This window comes from Dietzia papillomatosis NBRC 105045 (assembly GCF_001570845.1).
Classification (GTDB): domain Bacteria; phylum Actinomycetota; class Actinomycetes; order Mycobacteriales; family Mycobacteriaceae; genus Dietzia; species Dietzia cinnamea.
Genome location: NZ_BCSL01000052.1, coordinates 1 through 15,688, shown reverse-complemented (window position 1 = coordinate 15,688; position 15,688 = coordinate 1). Strand labels below are relative to the sequence as shown.

General features: G+C 70.4%; 16 protein-coding genes and 2 tRNA genes. 12 read left to right on the top strand and 6 right to left on the bottom strand.

The genetic code is table 11. The features are described from left to right. Window positions 1-1,280, bottom strand: a 1,280-nt coding sequence (locus DPA01S_RS14270) for a cation:proton antiporter domain-containing protein (protein WP_061917294.1), incomplete at its 3' end; no start/stop codon positions are given. A gap of 83 nt (window positions 1,281-1,363) precedes the next feature. Between DPA01S_RS14270 and DPA01S_RS17480 the strand changes: the two genes are divergently transcribed. After that, window positions 1,364-1,486, top strand: coding sequence for a hypothetical protein (locus tag DPA01S_RS17480; protein ID WP_256386838.1), 123 nt, complete (start codon window positions 1,364-1,366; stop codon window positions 1,484-1,486). Beyond that, window positions 1,458-2,351 carry a DUF2804 domain-containing protein gene (locus DPA01S_RS14265; RefSeq protein WP_375545846.1) on the top strand — a complete coding sequence of 298 codons (894 nt, stop codon included), beginning with the start codon at window positions 1,458-1,460 and terminating at the stop codon, window positions 2,349-2,351. Before DPA01S_RS17480 ends, DPA01S_RS14265 begins: the two co-directional genes overlap by 29 nt. 63 nt (window positions 2,352-2,414) lie before the next feature. Here the strand turns inward: DPA01S_RS14265 and DPA01S_RS14260 are convergent. The 3 genes from DPA01S_RS14260 to cmrA all read right to left on the bottom strand — a co-directional run bounded on the left by DPA01S_RS14260 (window position 2,415) and on the right by cmrA (window position 4,096). Then, window positions 2,415-2,487 (bottom strand) — tRNA-His (locus tag DPA01S_RS14260). Window positions 2,488-2,560: 73 nt separating this feature from the next. Beyond that, window positions 2,561-3,229 (bottom strand): oligoribonuclease, encoded by a 669-nt coding sequence (orn, locus tag DPA01S_RS14255; RefSeq protein WP_082767863.1) that lies wholly within the window; start codon window positions 3,227-3,229, stop codon window positions 2,561-2,563. A gap of 45 nt (window positions 3,230-3,274) precedes the next feature. Continuing rightward, entirely contained in the window at window positions 3,275-4,096 is an 822-nt protein-coding gene (gene cmrA, locus DPA01S_RS14250; RefSeq protein WP_061230007.1) for a mycolate reductase, read from the bottom strand. Window positions 4,097-4,387: 291 nt separating this feature from the next. On the opposite strand from cmrA, the gene DPA01S_RS14245 reads away from it, so the two are divergent. Further along, a complete protein-coding gene (locus DPA01S_RS14245; protein ID WP_232303173.1) occupies window positions 4,388-5,692 on the top strand; it encodes an MFS transporter in 1,305 nt (434 codons plus the stop codon). A 91-nt stretch (window positions 5,693-5,783) separates the two neighbouring features. Here DPA01S_RS14245 and DPA01S_RS14240 read toward each other — a convergent pair whose 3' ends face one another. Then, on the bottom strand, window positions 5,784-6,452 hold the full coding sequence (locus DPA01S_RS14240; RefSeq protein ID WP_061230012.1) for an HAD family hydrolase: 669 nt from the start codon (window positions 6,450-6,452) through the stop codon (window positions 5,784-5,786). A 138-nt stretch (window positions 6,453-6,590) separates the two neighbouring features. Between DPA01S_RS14240 and DPA01S_RS14235 the strand changes: the two genes are divergently transcribed. Beyond that, window positions 6,591-7,580 carry a TIGR03557 family F420-dependent LLM class oxidoreductase gene (locus DPA01S_RS14235; RefSeq protein ID WP_061917291.1) on the top strand — a complete coding sequence of 330 codons (990 nt, stop codon included), beginning with the start codon at window positions 6,591-6,593 and terminating at the stop codon, window positions 7,578-7,580. Window positions 7,581-7,717: 137 nt separating this feature from the next. Here the strand turns inward: DPA01S_RS14235 and DPA01S_RS14230 are convergent. Further along, window positions 7,718-7,790 (bottom strand) — tRNA-Arg (locus tag DPA01S_RS14230). Between the two features lie 108 nt (window positions 7,791-7,898). On the opposite strand from DPA01S_RS14230, the gene DPA01S_RS14225 reads away from it, so the two are divergent. The 8 genes from DPA01S_RS14225 to DPA01S_RS14190 all read left to right on the top strand — a co-directional run. After that, the gene (locus DPA01S_RS14225; protein WP_061230010.1) at window positions 7,899-9,929 is read left to right on the top strand and encodes a bifunctional copper resistance protein CopD/cytochrome c oxidase assembly protein; all 2,031 of its coding nucleotides are present in this window, start codon (window positions 7,899-7,901) and stop codon (window positions 9,927-9,929) included. Window positions 9,930-10,095: 166 nt separating this feature from the next. Then, on the top strand, window positions 10,096-10,611 hold the full coding sequence (locus DPA01S_RS14220; RefSeq protein WP_063935582.1) for a single-stranded DNA-binding protein: 516 nt from the start codon (window positions 10,096-10,098) through the stop codon (window positions 10,609-10,611). 124 nt (window positions 10,612-10,735) lie between these two features. Beyond that, window positions 10,736-12,409, top strand: coding sequence for an energy-dependent translational throttle protein EttA (gene ettA, locus DPA01S_RS14215; RefSeq protein WP_061228462.1), 1,674 nt, complete (start codon window positions 10,736-10,738; stop codon window positions 12,407-12,409). 5 nt (window positions 12,410-12,414) lie between these two features. Continuing rightward, window positions 12,415-12,891, top strand: coding sequence for an acyl-CoA thioesterase (locus tag DPA01S_RS14210; RefSeq protein WP_061228463.1), 477 nt, complete (start codon window positions 12,415-12,417; stop codon window positions 12,889-12,891). Beyond that, window positions 12,888-13,346, top strand: coding sequence for an acyl-CoA thioesterase (locus DPA01S_RS14205; protein ID WP_007626689.1), 459 nt, complete (start codon window positions 12,888-12,890; stop codon window positions 13,344-13,346). Before DPA01S_RS14210 ends, DPA01S_RS14205 begins: the two co-directional genes overlap by 4 nt. After that, on the top strand, window positions 13,343-13,828 hold the full coding sequence (locus tag DPA01S_RS14200; RefSeq protein WP_083961772.1) for an acyl-CoA thioesterase: 486 nt from the start codon (window positions 13,343-13,345) through the stop codon (window positions 13,826-13,828). Before DPA01S_RS14205 ends, DPA01S_RS14200 begins: the two co-directional genes overlap by 4 nt. After that, complete coding sequence (locus tag DPA01S_RS14195; protein ID WP_061917288.1) at window positions 13,825-14,517, top strand: DUF8185 domain-containing protein; 693 nt, start codon at window positions 13,825-13,827, stop codon at window positions 14,515-14,517. Before DPA01S_RS14200 ends, DPA01S_RS14195 begins: the two co-directional genes overlap by 4 nt. Further along, the coding region (locus DPA01S_RS14190) for a site-specific DNA-methyltransferase (protein ID WP_061917284.1) at window positions 14,514-15,688 on the top strand (1,175 nt) is incomplete at its 3' end. The genes DPA01S_RS14195 and DPA01S_RS14190, both read left to right, overlap by 4 nt.

The window sequence follows — 15,688 nt, the reverse complement described above, 5'->3', positions numbered from 1 at the left end:
GACGACGACGGGGACGACGACGAGGTCGTCGTCTGCTCGCGCTCGGCGGCGGCCCGGAACAGCGCACGGCCGGGGGCGGCGGTGATGCCGTGTGCGACCGTACTGGCCACCACGACCAGTGTCCCGGCGCCGAGGAGTATCGGATCCGCACCGGCCCGTGAGGCCTCCTCGGTCAGGTAGAACACCGCGGCCACGCCGACGGGGCCGAACCAGCCGAGGTAGGCGGCGCCGCGCACCTTCAGGGCGAGCGACTTCATCAGGGCGAACAGCAGCGGTGGGCGACGCAGCAGCAGGACGCCGGCCGTGAGCCACACGGCGCCCCAGCCGAGCTCCGCCCAGGCGGTCCACGGGATCATCGCGCCCAGGGCGAGGAAGAACGGCAGGACGGCGAACTGGTTGACCGCCTCGTCGATCTCCACCTCCGTCTTGCGTTCGCTACCGGAGCTCGCGAGGTTGAACGCCAGCCCGGCGACGAAGGACGCGAACACCCCGTTGGCCTCGAGGAGACCCGACACGCCGAGGACGAGGATCGACAGCAGCAGGGTGTACATGAGCATGGCCCCCTTCTCGGTGTCGTGGTGTCGTTCCGAGAAGTGGAGGGCCTTCGCGGCGGCGACTCCACCGACGGCGCCCACAGCGAGGGCTGCTCCGATCTGCCAGAGGGCTTCCGTGGCGGCCTGACCGGCGGTGAGGGGGGTGGCCACGGCGAGCGCGACCAGGACGAGGGGCAGCGCGAGGCCGTCGTTGGCCCCGGACTCCAGGGACAGCAGCTGGCGGTCGTGTTCGGGTAGGTCCTCCTCGGCGGCGTCGCCGGTGACGGCGGCGGAGGCCAGGACGGGGTCAGTGGGGCAGATGGCGGTGCCGAACAGCAGAGCGAGGGCGAACGGTATGCCCAGAGCCCACATGGCCAGGCCCGTCGAGATCAGTGCCATCGCGGGCAGGACCACCACCAGCAGGAGCGCCAGACGCCGCCATTGCTCGCGGATGGCGGAGAACGGGTAGCGCAGGGCCACACCCATCACCGAGACGGCGAGGAGGATCTCCGCTCCGTTGTGGAGGGTCGACTGCTCGGCGAGGATGTCGGGCACGTCCAACACACCGAGGACTGCGGGCCCCAGGATGACGCCGCCGGCGAGTGCGATCAGCGGCTCGGACACGGGCCAGCGCGTCATCCGCGCGGAGAGGGCGACGATCACCACCCCGAGAGCGCCCACGGCCGCGAGCAACAGATCGAGTGTGGGCAACGGTCCCTCCTTGCGTCGGTCGGTCATCCGCACCATAGGAAAGGCCGCCGGGGCGCGCATCCGGGTCCCGCGTCCGGACCCTCCGCCTCGGCCGGCAGCGCGCGTGCGACAGTGACCCCATGACCGCCGAACGCGAGATCACCCGACCCGTCGACCTGGCCCGCGGCCGCATGCTCAACCCGGACGCCGTGGGCTGGTCCCGGCGCCCCCTGCATTGCACTCATTTCGCCGATCGGGGCTGACCAATCGCTGGGAGTACCGGGGGTCGTCAACGACCGGTCCGTGGTCGGTCTGACGGTCGCCGGGCTGGACTATCTGGCCAACTGCGCGGTCTACGTCCTGGATCGGCACACGGGGCGGGAGGAGAGCCGCAGCGGGATCAGGCCGCTCCACCGGCCGCCGTTCGGTGAGGAACCGGGGGACGGCGCCCTGCGCGGATCGGCCGGCGTGGGTGGGGGTCGGGTGTCCATCGAGGTCGACGACGACGAGGACTCCACCTCCATCCGTGTGCAGGCGCGCGGTGTGCGGGTCCAGCTCGAGGTCAGCCGCCCGGGGCACGACAGCCTCGCGGTGGTGGTCCCGTGGAGTGAGCGGCGGTTCCAGTACACCCTCAAGGATCTGGCCAATCCCGTCACCGGGTCGGTGACCGTCGACGGCACGACGCAGGACCTCGGGGCCGGCTGGGCGGTCCTCGACCGCGGGCGGGGTCGTTGGCGGTACGCGACCACCTGGAACTGGGGCGCGGGTAGCGGCGTGGTGGACGGCTCGACGCGGGCGCTGCAGGTCGGCGGGAAGTGGACGGACGGCACCGGATCGACGGAGAACGGGATCCTCGTCGACGGCCGGATGCACAAGCTCGGCGACGACCTGCAGTGGACCTATGACGTGTCGGACCCGGCCGGGCCGTGGCGGGTGCGGGGTGAGCGGTTGGATGCCACGCTCACGCCGTTTCATATGCGCCGCGATATCACCGAGCTCGGGGTGTTGGCGGTGAAGACGCATCAGGCGTTCGGCACGTGGCACGGCACCGGCGTGCTCGACGACGGCACGGAGGTCTCGCTCGACGGGCTGGTGGGCTGGGCGGAGCAGTCACGCAACCGCTGGTAGGGCCGCAGATGCGAATGGCGGGTGACCCGCACCGGAGTGCGCATCACCCGCCATCGCGGTCGGGGTGGCTGACGGGACTCGAACCCGCGACAACCAGAATCACAATCTGGTGCTCTACCAGCTGAACTACAGCCACCACCGCTGCCCTCGCGGACAGCGCTGACGACTTTACCCTCTAGGTGGCCTCGCCGGGAAATCCGCAGGTGAGGCTACTCGACCGCGGGCAGCTCGGCGGCGGCCCTCTTGACCTCGTCGCTGGTCGGCCCGGGCTGCGGAACGAACGCGGTGGCCCGGTAGTACTGCAGCTCGCGGATCGACTCCTTGATGTCCGCCAGGGCGCGGTGGGACATGCCCTTCTCGGGCTGGCCGAAGTAGATGCGGGGGTACCACCGGCGGCACAGTTCCTTGATGGAGCTGACGTCGATCATCCGGTAGTGCAGGTAGGAGTTGAGCTCGGGCATGTCGCGGGCGAGGAAGCCGCGGTCGGTGCCGATCGAGTTGCCCGCCAGGGGAGCGGACCCGGCCACCGGCACCCACGCCCGTACGTAGTCCAGGACGGCCTTCTCGGCCTCGGCCACCGTCACCGTCGACCTGCGGATCTCCTCGGTCAGGCCGGAGAAGGCGTGCATGTCCCGCACCACCGGCACCATGGCGTCGAGCGCGGCGTCGGATGCGTGGATGACAATGTCGACGCCCTCGCCCAGCACGTTGAGGTCGGAGTCGGTGACCAGCGCCGCGATCTCCACCAACTTGTCGTTCGTGGTGTCGAGGCCGGTCATCTCGCAGTCGATCCAGACGATGCGGTCGTTCTTGGATTCCTGGTGGGGCGTCGGTGACGACGACGGGGCAGCGGTCTCGGCGGAGGTCGACTCGGGCATCGTTCGACTATATCGCCGCAGGACGGCCCGGCTGCTGTCGGCCGATCAGGCCCCGCCCTGCTGTCCCTCGCCGAGCTTGGCGTAGAACCTGCCCACGATCGGCGCCATGATCCCGCGCGGGACGTAGTTCCCGGCCACGGACATGGCCTGGCTCAGCGGGCCGGGCACCACGCGCATCTTGTTGCGGGCCAGCGCATCCAGCGAGACGCGGGCGGTGTACTCGGTGTCGACCCACAGGCGGTCGGGGACCAGGCGGTCGACGAAGGTCTTGTCCTCCTCGGCGATCTCCTCGGTGCGCACCGGACCGGGCGCGAGGAGGGTCACGTTGACGCCGGAGCCGATGAGTTCACCCCGTAGGGACTCGGAGAAGGTGTTGAGGAACGCCTTGGTGCCGGCGTAGGTGGCGTTGTTCGGGATCGGCATGTTCCCGGCCGCCGATCCGACGTTGAGGATCGCTCCCGATCGCCGTTCGACCATGCCGGGGAGGACCGCCAGGACTAGGTCGTGGCAGGCCACCGCGTTGACCTGCATCTGCTGCTTCTCGTACGCGGGGTCCAGCGACGCCACGGGTCCGAACGTGGCGATGCCGGCGTTGTTGCAGAGGACCGAGATCTCCCGCGTGGCCAGCTCGTCGAGCAGGGGCTGGCGCTCGGCGGGGCTGCCGAGGTCGCAGGGGCGGACGTCGACGCTCACGCCGTACTCGCTCTCGAGCCGCGTCTTGAGGGTCTGCAGGATTTCCTCGCTCCGGGCGACCACGATGAGCGAATGTCCACGCCGTGCGAGTTCGGTGGCCAGCGCCATGCCGATCCCGGAGGAGGCGCCGGTGACGACTGCTCGGTTCGACGTGGTGGGAGTGGGCAGGGACATGGGGCTCCTCGGGGCTTCGGGCTGGCGGACCGAGGCTGAGCGTACCGGCCGGAGCTCGGGACGCGGCCCCCGGCGAACGTCATTCGCCGGGGGCCGCCGGAGGGTGAACGGGAGAGGGGGGTCAGCTCCCGAGCGAGCCCATGCTGAGCGATCCACCGCCGCCGGCCGGATAGCGTGACGGGTGTGAACCAGTCGAACCGCCCCGAAACGTTCTCACCTGCGCCCCCGGCCCCGGCGACGCCTTCGGCGGCGGTGACGCGCACGCCTCGCGGCCGGATCGTGGCCTGGGGGATGTGGGACTGGGGGTCGGCGGCGTTCAACGCGGTGATCGTGACCTTCGTCTTCTCCGTCTATCTCACCGACTCGGTGGGCGCGGACCTCGACGGACCGCTGTCGGCCGCGACGTGGCTGTCGATTTCCGTCGCCGTCGCCGGGCTGGTCATCGCGCTCACCGCGCCGGTGATGGGGCAGCGCGCCGACCGCGGCGGTCGGCGTCGACGGTCGCTCGCAATCTGGACCTACGCGACGGTGCTGCTCACCGCGCTGATGTTCCTCGTCGACGCGGACGCCCCGTACCCGTGGTTCTTCATCGGGCTCGCCCTGCTGGCGATCGGATCGATCACCTTCGAGTTCGCCGAAGTGTCGTACTTCGCGATGCTGCGCCAGGTCTCGACCCCCGCCACGGTCGGCCGGGTGTCCGGCTTCGGCTGGGCGATGGGCTACTTCGGCGGGATCTTCCTGCTGCTCGGGGCGTTCCTCGGCTTCATCGCCGGCGACGGCCCCGACCGCGGGCTGCTCGGCGTCACCGCCGACGGCGGCATGAACGTGCGCCTGGTGTGTCTGCTCGCCGCCGTGTGGTTCGCGACCTTCGCGCTACCGGTGCTGCGGTCGGTGCCGGAGCACCGCCCGGCCGCTGCCCGTGGGGCCGCCGGTGAGGTCGACGACGACGAGCCCGGCTTCCTCGCGTCGTACCGCATCCTCTGGGTCGATCTGAAGCGCCTGTGGCGGCGGGATCCGCGCACCGTGAAGTTCCTCGTCGCGAGCGCGATCTTCCGGGACGGCCTGGCCGGGGTGTTCACCTTCGGGGCGATCCTGGCCGTGACGGTCTACGGGTTGGCGCCCGGGGACGTCCTCATCTTCGGCGTAGCCGCCAACGTGGTGGCGGCGCTGGGGGCGGCGGCCGCGGGCCTTGTCGACGACAAGGTCGGCCCCAAGGCGGTGATCATCGGCTCGCTGGTGGCGATGATCGCGACCATGACCGTCCTGCTGTTCGTCGACGGCCCCGCGATGTTCTGGGTCTTCGGGCTGCTCATGTGCCTGTTCGTGGGGCCCGCGCAGTCGGCGTCGCGGTCGTTCCTGGCCAGGCTGGCCCCGGCGGGCAGCGATGGTCAGATGTTCGGCCTCTACGCCACCACCGGCCGCGCGGTCTCGTTCCTCGCCCCCGCCCTGTTCGGGCTGTTCACGTGGGCGTTCGCGACGGATCGCGCGGGAATCGCGGGCATCGGCCTGGTGTTGCTGGTGGGCCTGCTCCTGCTGGTGCCGGTGCGGACGCCGACCCGCGACGAGGCGGCCGGTAGCTGGGCGGACGTTCGGTAAACCCTGAACCCGCTGATTAAGAGTCCGGCCCGCCGCGTCTGCGACCGCGCGTTACCTCGGCGTCCCGGGAGGGTCGCCCCGGGCTCGCCGGTCAGAGCTCGTCGGCCTCGAGGAGTTCGAGGACGGCCGCGGCGTCATCGACGATCGTGGAGAAGCCCGCCTCGGTGAGCTCGGCGTCGCCGATCCCTCCCGTGCGCACCGCCACCGAGCGGATGCCCAGCTTGGCCGCGGCGATCGCGTCCCAGGTCGCGTCGCCCACCATGATGGCGTTCTCGGCGTCGACGCCGGAGCGCTCCAGGGCGATCGCCACGATGGTCGGATCCGGCTTGGCCTGGTCGACGTCCTCGCCGGTGGTCACGGCGTCCAGGTGGTCGTCCACGTCGAGCAACTCGCGCGCCTGCTCGAACTCCGACGGCGCCGCCGAGGTCGCGAGCACGGTGATCCAGCCGCGTTCCTTGGCTCCGCGGACGAGCTCACGGCCACCGCGGAGCAGCCTCAGGGGCGCCTCGGCGTAATACTCGGTGTGCAGGTCCTTGGCCCGGCTCGCCATGTCATCGCGCTCGTCGTCGTCGACACCGGCGAGTTCCAGGAGTTCGGACACCAGCGTGGATCCGTCCTTGCCGATCCGTTTGTGGACCTCTACGTAGGGAACCGGCGCCCCGGCTTCCGCCAGTGCCCGGTACCAGGTCGCGACGTGGACGTAGGTCGAGTCGATCAGCGTGCCGTCGACGTCGAGAAGAAGTGCGCGCTCGGAACTCATGCCCCCGAAGGTGCCCGTCTCGCCGCGCGGCGGCAACCGCACACGTGTGTCCTCGGGCACGCCGGGGGCGTCATTCACCGGCGCTCGGCCGCGTCGACCGGTGGCGCTCGCCGTCGCTCGCGCGCACGATCGATTGGCATGACGCGCTTCGGATACACACTCATGACCGAACAGTCGGGCCCCAAGGAACTCGTGCGCTACGCCGCCAAGGCCGAGCAGGCGGGGTTCGACTTCGAGGTGGCCTCCGACCACTACTTCCCGTGGCTGAGCTCGCAGGGACACGCGCCGTACGTGTGGAGCGTGCTCGGTGCGGTCGCGCACGTCACCGAACGGGTCGACCTGTGCACCTACGTCACCTGCCCGATCCTGCGGTACCACCCGGCCGTCGTGGCGCAGAAGGCCGCGACCGTGCAGATCATGTCCGACGGCCGGTTCATGCTCGGCATCGGCGCGGGGGAGAACCTCAACGAACACGTCGTCGGCCAACGCTGGCCGTCCGTCGACGAGCGCCACGAGATGACCGTCGAGGCGCTGGAGATCATCCGCGAGCTCTTCGACGGCGGCCTCGTCACCTACTCCGGCGAGCACTTCCGCGTGGACTCCGCCCGCCTGTGGGACCTGCCGGAGAATCGCGTGCCGATCGGCGTGGCCGCCGGCGGCGAGAAGGCGCTCGCGCACCTCGGTCCGCTCGGCGACCACCTCATCGCCACCGAGCCCGAGAGCAGCTACATCGAGAAGTGGAACGCCCTGGATGGGCAGACCCCGATTGGTGACGGTGCCCGCGCGATCGCGCAGATTCCCATCAGCTGGGATCCCGACTCGCAGTCCGCCGCCGTCGAGCGCGCGCACGACCAGTTCCGCTGGTTCGCCGGGGGCTGGGCCATGAACTCCGACCTGCCCACCACCGCCGGGTTCGCCGCCGCCACCCAGTTCGTGCGGCCCGAGGACGTGGGGGAGCAGCTCGCCTGCGGTCCCGACCTCGACGCGATCGTGGAGAAGGTCCGGCCCTACTGGGAAGCCGGATACACGGACATCGCGCTGATCCAGATCGGCGACTCCACGCTCGACCGCTTCCTCGAGGAGGCGGCGGAGCCGCTGCTGGCGCGGCTGCGTGAGGCCGCGGGCTGACCGGCTGTCACCTCCGCTCGGCCGCCGCGCTCGCCCCGCCGCCGCGTCGATAAGAGCTTCGCGCCCGTATCGCCCGAGTAGGAGTGTGCGGAACACTCTTCTCGGTGGGCGGAGTGCCCGAATCGTGAAGCGCTGGGCGCCCCCGAGAGGATTCGAACCCCTGACCAGCCGGGTAGAAACCGGATGCTCTATCCACTGAGCTACGGAGGCCTACGACACACCGCGAGGGCGTCGCCGGGTGAATGGTAGCCGATCCGGGGGGTGGTCCCGGCACCGGCGAATCGGCCCGGGGGCGCCCGGGTTCTTACGATGGTGGTCATGACGTCGTCGAAGACCGCCCCAGCCACCACCGGGCGGCTCGGAACCCGCAGTATCGTCCTGCTCGTCCTGCTCCTCGCGGCGGTGGCGGCCGCGGTGGTCATCCCGCTCTCCGCGCTGTCGCGGGACGTCGCGCTGGAGCTGGTGGGCGTGCCCGACCCGGGCGTACTCACCACGGCCGGGCTGCCGGCGCTGCGGTCCATCGGCGAACTGCTCGCGTCGGTGGCGGTGGGTGCCGCCCTGTTCGCGGCGTTCTTCACTCCGCCGCAGAAGGACAAGACGCTCGATGTGGACGGCTACCGCATGCAGCAGATCTCGTCCTGGGCCAACATCGCCTGGGCGGTCGCGGCGGCGCTGCTCATCCCGCTGACCCTCTCCGACGTCTCCGGGCGCACGTTCTTCCAGTCGCTGCCGCCGGACCAGTGGCTGGTGGCGATCAACCAGATCGACGTGGCGTCCTCGTGGCGGTGGGCCGCGATCATCGCGCTCGTCGCCGGGATCGGGCAGCGACTTACGCTGAGCTGGCGCTGGTCGGTCATCTGGCTCGCCGTCACCGCGCTCTCGCTGCTACCGGTGGCGGCCACGGGCCACGCCTCGGGTAGCACCGCGCACGACATCGCCACCAACTCGCTGATCATCCACCTGTTCAGTGCCGCGTTCTACATCGGCGGGCTCGTCGCGGTGATCGCCCACACGTGGGTCGGCGGCACGCGGGTGGCCCTGGCCCTGCGTCGCTACTCGGCGGTGGCGACGGTGGCGATCATCGCGCTGGGCCTGTCGGGCGTGATCAACGCGATCGTGCGCCTGCACCCCGCCGACCTGTTCACCTCCACCTACGGGCTGCTGGTGGTGTGCAAGGCGCTCGTGCTGTGCCTGCTCGCCCTGTTCGGCCTGGCGGTGCGCCGCCGGGTCATCAACCGGATCGAGTCCAAGGGCGCCAACGCCCCGGTGGACCGCGCGACGATGCTGCGGATCATCCTCACCGAGTCCGTCATCATGGCGGGCACCATCGGACTGTCCGTGTCACTGGGTCGAACCCCGCCGCCGGCGCCGCTGTACGTGCCCACCCGCCAGGAGGCGCTGCTCGGCTTCGAGCTGCCCGGCCCATTTGGATTCGGCACCGTGTTCGGCACGTGGCGCTTCGATCTCGTCCTGGGGCTCGCCGCGGTGATCCTGCTGGGCCTGTACCTGTGGGGGCTGTTCAGCCTGCGCCGGCGCGGTGACTCGTGGCCGGCCGGCCGCACCGCCTTCTGGGTGTCCGGCTGCGTGATCCTCTTCCTCACGACCAGTTCGGGCATGGGGATGTTCATGATGGCCGACTTCGCCAGCCACATGGTGGGCCACATGATCATCTCGATGCTGGTGCCGGTCCTGCTCGCGCTGGGCGGCCCGTTCACGCTCGCGCTACGGGCGCTGCCGGCGGCCGGTCGGGGCAACCCGCCGGGGCCGCGCGAGTGGCTGGTCGAGTTCATCAACAGCCCGATCTCGCGATTCCTCACCCACCCCATCGTCGCGTCGGTGCAGTTCGTGGCCGGCTTCTACATCATCTACTTCGGCGGGTTCTACGAGACGCTGGCCTCCGAGCACCTGGGCCACATGTTCATGAACGTCCACTTCCTCATCAGTGGCTACCTGTTCTACTGGGTGATCATCGGCGTGGACGCGGCACCGCGGCACTTCTCGCCGATGTACAAGCTCATGGTGCTGCTCTCCTCGCTCCCGTTCCACGCGTTCTTCGGCATCCTGCTCATGAACTACCCCACGGTGCTGGCGGAGGGTTGGTACTCGGGCATCGGCCTGCCGTGGATCCCGGACCTGTTGCAGAGTCAGCGGGTCGGCGGCGGCGTCGCCTGGGCGATGGGGGAGATCCCGTTGGTGATCGTCATGCTGGCCCTGGCGTGGCAGTGGTACCAGAGCGACATGCGCGAGGCGCGGCGCGGGGAGCGGCAGGCCGACCGGGACGACGACGCCGAGCTCAGGGCCTATAACGAGATGCTCGCCGAGATGTCTCGCGCGGACCGCCGGCGCTGAGGTCGCGCACCTCGTCGTCGTCGCACCCCTCCTCTCCACACCCCGCCCCCTCTCCACAGGGTGACCACCGCGCGCGGTGGGGACCAGGGGTGACGACGACGAGGTGCGGCACTCTGCAGGGCACGAGGCCGGCGCACGGTCGGCCGAGCGTGACAGGAGCGAGCCCATGAACGAAGCCCAGACCACAGTCCGCGGAACCGTGATCACCCACCCCACCACCCGGCGCGTCGGCGACGACCAGGTGTTCTCCTTCCGGGTCGCCAGCAACACCCGCTACCAGGACCGGACGTCGGGGGAGTGGAAGACCGGCGGCACGCTGTACTTCTCGGCCAACTGCTGGGGCCGGCTCGCGCAGCGGGCGTCCGGGTCGATCTGCAAGGGCGACGGCGTGATCGTCCACGGCCGGTTGCTCACCAACGAGTACGAGCGCGACGGTCACCTCATGCGCGATCTGGAGATGCGGGTCAGCGCGCTGGGCCCGGACCTGTCCCGAATGGACGTCACCGTGCGCCGGGCCAAGCCGGACGCGCCCGGGGAGGGGGCGACCGACGGCGGCGAGCCGGGTCTGCGCGGCCTGTCCGAGGAGGACGAGGACGCGATGGAGATCGGGTCGCACGACCTCGACGCGGCGGGGGCGGTACCGGCCGGCGACGGCGAGTTCGTGGGGGTCGCCGGCGGGTAGACGCACCGGGGGAGGGGGCGGCGTCCGCCGGGGACGCCGGGGCCGCGGGCGGACACGTAACATGGGGGTCGTGCCCGCGGCCCGCCGCGGTGATGTGACCTATTTGTGCAGGTGAGAGGGTAGAATGGCCGAGTTCATATACACCATGAAGAAGGTTCGTAAGGCGCACGGGGACAAGGTGATCCTCGACGACGTCACGATGGCCTTCTACCCCGGTGCGAAGATCGGCGTGGTCGGCCCCAACGGCGCCGGTAAGTCCTCGATCCTCAAGATCATGGCCGGCCTGGACCAGCCGTCCAACGGCGAGGCATTCCTCGACCCCGAGGCCACGGTCGGGATCCTCCTGCAGGAGCCCGAGCTCGACCCGGACAAGACCGTCAAGGAGAACGTCGAGGACGGCCTCGGCGAGACCATGGTCAAGCTGCGGCGGTACAACGAGGTCGCCGAGGAGATGGCGACCAACTACACCGATGAGCTCATGGAGGAGATGGGCGTCCTCCAGGAGTACCTGGACGCGGTCGACGCCTGGGAGGTCGACTCGCAGATCGAGCAGGCGATGGACGCGCTCCGCTGCCCGCCGGGTGACGCGCCGGTCACCAACCTGTCCGGTGGCGAGATCCGCCGCGTCGCGCTGTGCAAGCTGCTGCTGAGCAAGCCCGACCTGCTGCTGCTCGACGAGCCCACCAACCACCTCGACGCCGAGAGCGTGCTGTGGCTCGAGCAGCACCTCGCCAGCTACCCCGGCGCCGTCATGGCCGTCACGCACGACCGGTACTTCCTCGACCACGTCGCCCAGTGGATCTGTGAGGTCGACCGCGGCAAGCTGCACCCCTACGAGGGCAACTACTCCACCTACCTGGAGAAGAAGGCCGAGCGGCTCGAGGTCCAGGGCAAGAAGGACCAGAAGCTGCAGAAGCGCCTCAAGGCCGAGCTCGAGTGGGTGCGCTCCGGCGCCAAGGCCCGCCAGTCCAAGTCCAAGGCCCGACTGGCCAAGTACGAGGAGATGGCGGCCGAGGCCGAGAAGCACAGGAAGCTGGACTTCGAGGAGATCCAGATCCCGACCCCGCCGCGCCTCGGCAACGTGGTGGTCGAGGTCAACGACCTCCAGAAGGGCTTCGACGACCGGATCCTCATCAAGGACCTGTCCTTCACGCTGCCCCGCAACGGCATCGTCGGCGTGATCGGCCCCAACGGTGTCGGTAAGACGACGCTGTTCAAGACCATCGTCGGACTGGAGGAGCCGGACGCCGGCAGCGTCCGGATCGGCGACACCGTCAAACTCAGCTACGTCGACCAGAACCGCGCCAACATCGACCCCGAGAAGTCGGTGTGGGAAGTGGTCTCCGACGGCCTGGACTTCATCGAGGTCGGCCAGAACGAGATGCCCTCGCGCGCCTACCTCAGCGCGTTCGGCTTCAAGGGCCCGGACCAGCAGAAGAAGGCCGGAGTCCTCTCCGGTGGTGAGCGCAACCGCCTCAACCTGGCGCTGACCCTCAAGGTCGGCGGTAACCTCATCCTGCTGGACGAGCCCACCAACGACCTCGACACCGAGACCCTCGGCAGCCTGGAGAACGCCCTCGAGGAGTTCCCCGGTTGCGCCGTGGTCATCTCGCACGACCGGTGGTTCCTCGACCGGACCTGTACCCACATCCTCGCCTGGGAGGGCAACGTAGCCGAGGGCCAGTGGTACTGGTACGAGGGCAACTTCGAGGGCTACGAGAAGAACAAGGTCGAGCGCCTCGGCCCCGACGCGGCCCGCCCGAGCCGGGTCACCCACCGCAAGCTCACCCGGGGCTGACGTCCATGGCGACACCGGCCACCCGCGACACGGGCACCGCTCCGGCTCCGGCCGAGAGCGGTGCGCCGGGCGCCGTGCACCGGGTCCGCATCCCGTTGCGCATCTCCGACTTCGTGGGCTCGCACGTCAACAACGTGCGGTTCCAGGAGTTCTCCCAGGACGCCCGGATGATGTTCTTCCGTGAGAAGTTCGACGTCCCGGGATCGCGGGTGCCGATCGCCCTGGCGCGGTGGATGGAGATCGATTTCCGTCGCACCATCGTCATGGGTGTGCCCGAGGTGTGGGTCGAAGTGCGGACACTGCGCGTCGGCCGCACCTCGTACACCATGCGGACCTCGATCGGCACGGAGTCCACGGGCCCCGAGCCGTGCGCGGTCGTCGACACCGTCATGGTGGTGACGGCGGCCGACGAGACCACTACGTTGGAGATCAATCCCGAGGAGCGCGCCGCGCTGCTCGGCCACCGGGAGGATGCGGGATGACGTCACGCGACGCGACGGACGCCGGGACGTTCCGCTGCACCCTGCAGGTGCGGTGGGCGGACTTCGATCAGTACGGGCACGTCAACAACATCAAGTACATCGAGTACGCCCAAGAGGCGCGGATCCTGTTCATCCGCAGCCGCTTCGGGCCGTTCGGCCTCGGGAACCTCCCGCAGGTGGTCCGCCGGACCGAGATCGACCACCTGCGGCCCGTCCTGCGGGACTCCACGACAGTGGACGTGGAGATCGAGGTCGAGCACGTCGGCACCACCTCGTACCAGATCCGGCAGACGATCTACGACGCCGCGGGCGAGGTCTGCTGCACGCTGCGGGTGGTCATGGTCGCCTATGACACCTCCACCTCGTCGGCGGTGGAGATCCCGTCCGGGGTCCGCAACGTGCTGGAGGCCGCCCGTCAGCCGGCCGCGATCACGGACCAGGGGACGGCCGGGTGACAGACCAACTCGTCTACGAGGCCGGCGGCCCGCTGGGCGTGTCGGGGGAGCCGGGACGTCGGGTGTTCACCTCGGCGATGCCCGTCCGCTGGTCGGACCAGGACCTCTACCGCCACGTCAACCACGCGCGGATGATCACCCTCATCGAGGAGGCGCGGATCCCGTGGCTCTTCTCCGAGGGGCTGCCGACCGCCACGCTCACCGCCGGCGCGGTGATGACCGACCTGGCGGTCAGGTACCGCGGCCAGATCCGCCACGCCGACGGGCCCATCCGTGTGCGGATGTGGTGCGAGAAGGTCGGCGGTGCTCTGTTCGTGGCGCGACACGAGGTCCGCGCGCGCACCACCCCGGACTCTGCGCCACCCGAGGTGGACTGCACCGCCACCATCGCCGCCTTCGACCTCGTCACCCAGCGACCCCGCCGGCTCACGCGCGACGAGCGCGGCTATCTCCTGGAGTTCCGGCACGAGGACGCGGCGTGACGGCGCCCGGGCCGATCCCGGCGCAGGGGGAGAGCGTGATCCGCATCCCGGATCCCGCCGACCGCGACGACCTGCGGACCCTCCTGCGTCGGCTCCTGCGGCTCGACGAGGCGGCCGTCGTCCGGCTCACCTCGAGCGGGGACCGGATGCGGGTGTGGGGCCGCACCCCCTTCGGCGCGCTCGTCGTCCGTGTCCTCGGCGGTTCGTGCCCCGGTGGCGACGTCGTCTGCGGCGCCGACCACCTGCTCACCGAGCTCGACGTCCTGCAGCGCGGCGACCTCGAGGGGCGCATCGACCCCGGCATGCCTCTGGTCTCCGCCTGGCAGGGGCTGCTGCCGCCCACGGACGGGTTCACCCGCGTCGAGGACGTGCCCGCGCAGGTGTTCCTCGACCTCACCGAGTCGGGGCGCGAGGCCGCGCGCGAGAACGCCGGCCCGGCCGGACTTCCGCCCTCGCTGCTCGACCAGGAGGCGCTGACCGTCCGCGCGGACACCGACCACCCCGTCGGCGTGGACATGCGCACGGTGTTCTCCGTGGTGATGTGCGGGTTCGTCCCGGAAAAGGCGGGCCGCGCCCCCGAGGGCGAGCCGGTCCGGGTGAGCGAACGCGGCGCCTGGCTGCGTCTGGACGCCCGCTACGGCACGGCGTTCCGCCGCACGGACGCCCTCACCCTCGAACCGCTGCGGTGACCTCCCCGGGGTTCTCGATCTCGTGGCCGGGGCGCGGACGCGTCCCGGCCCCCGCCGAGCAGGGGCCGCCCCCACGGATCGAGGCGGTCTTCCCCGGCGAGCACGCCGGCGCCGTCCTCGTCGGCGACGGAGCGCGGATCGCCGAGTCCGCGGACGCCCTGGCCGGGCACGACCTCGCGCCCGCCGGCGCCGCTCAGCTCGTCTACCTCGACCCGCCGTACAACCGCGGCGGTCGATTCGACTCCTACCACGACAACATGCCGCGCCTCGAGTGGCTCGACTACATCGAGAGCCGCCTCGTCGTCGCCCGCGATCTGCTCGCCGACACGGGGACCGTGTGGGTCCACCTCGACGACGCCGAGGCCCACCGCGTCCGCTGCCTGCTCGACGACGTCTTCGGCACCGACGCCTTCATCGCCGACCTCACGGTGGAGAGCAACCCCAAGGGCCGCCAGTTGGACCGGTTCTTCGCCGGGTCCCACGACCGACTCATGGTGTACGCTCGCGACCCCGAGCTCGTGCGGCTCGCCGGAGGCGTCGCCTCGGCGGTCGACCCCGCAGACTTCCCGCTCACGGACGGCGACGGCGTCAGCTTCAGGCTCCTGCCGCTGCGCAACACCAACAAGCGCTTCAACCCGCGCACCACGCCCACCATGACCTACCCGCTCTACGGCGATCCCGTGACCGGTGCCGTCTCCGTGGAGCCCGGCCCGGGCCTGGTCGAGATCCTCCCGGTGTTCGGCGACCTCACGCCGGCGGTGTGGCGCTGGTCGCGCGACCGGGCTCGCGAGCGGGTGGGGGACCTGGTGTGCCGCACCGTCCGGGGGCGCAGCGGCCCGCGCGTGGACGTGTACCAGCGCGACAGATTCGAGTCGGGCCGCATCAAGAAGCTCAAGACGATCTGGCTGGCCCAGGAGGTCGGCTCCACCGACACCGCCCGCGCCGAGCTGCGGGCGGCCGGGGTCGACGGGTTCCGCACGCCCAAGCCGGAGGCGCTGATGCGGCGGATCGTCGAGCTGGCCACCGAACCCGGCGAGTTGGTAGTGGATCTGTTCGCGGGATCGGGGACGACGGCGGTGGCCGCCCGCGGGCTGGGACGACGGTGGGTGGTGGTCGAACGCAACCCCGACACCGTCCGCGACGTGCTGGTGCCGAGGCTTCGGGCCGGTGA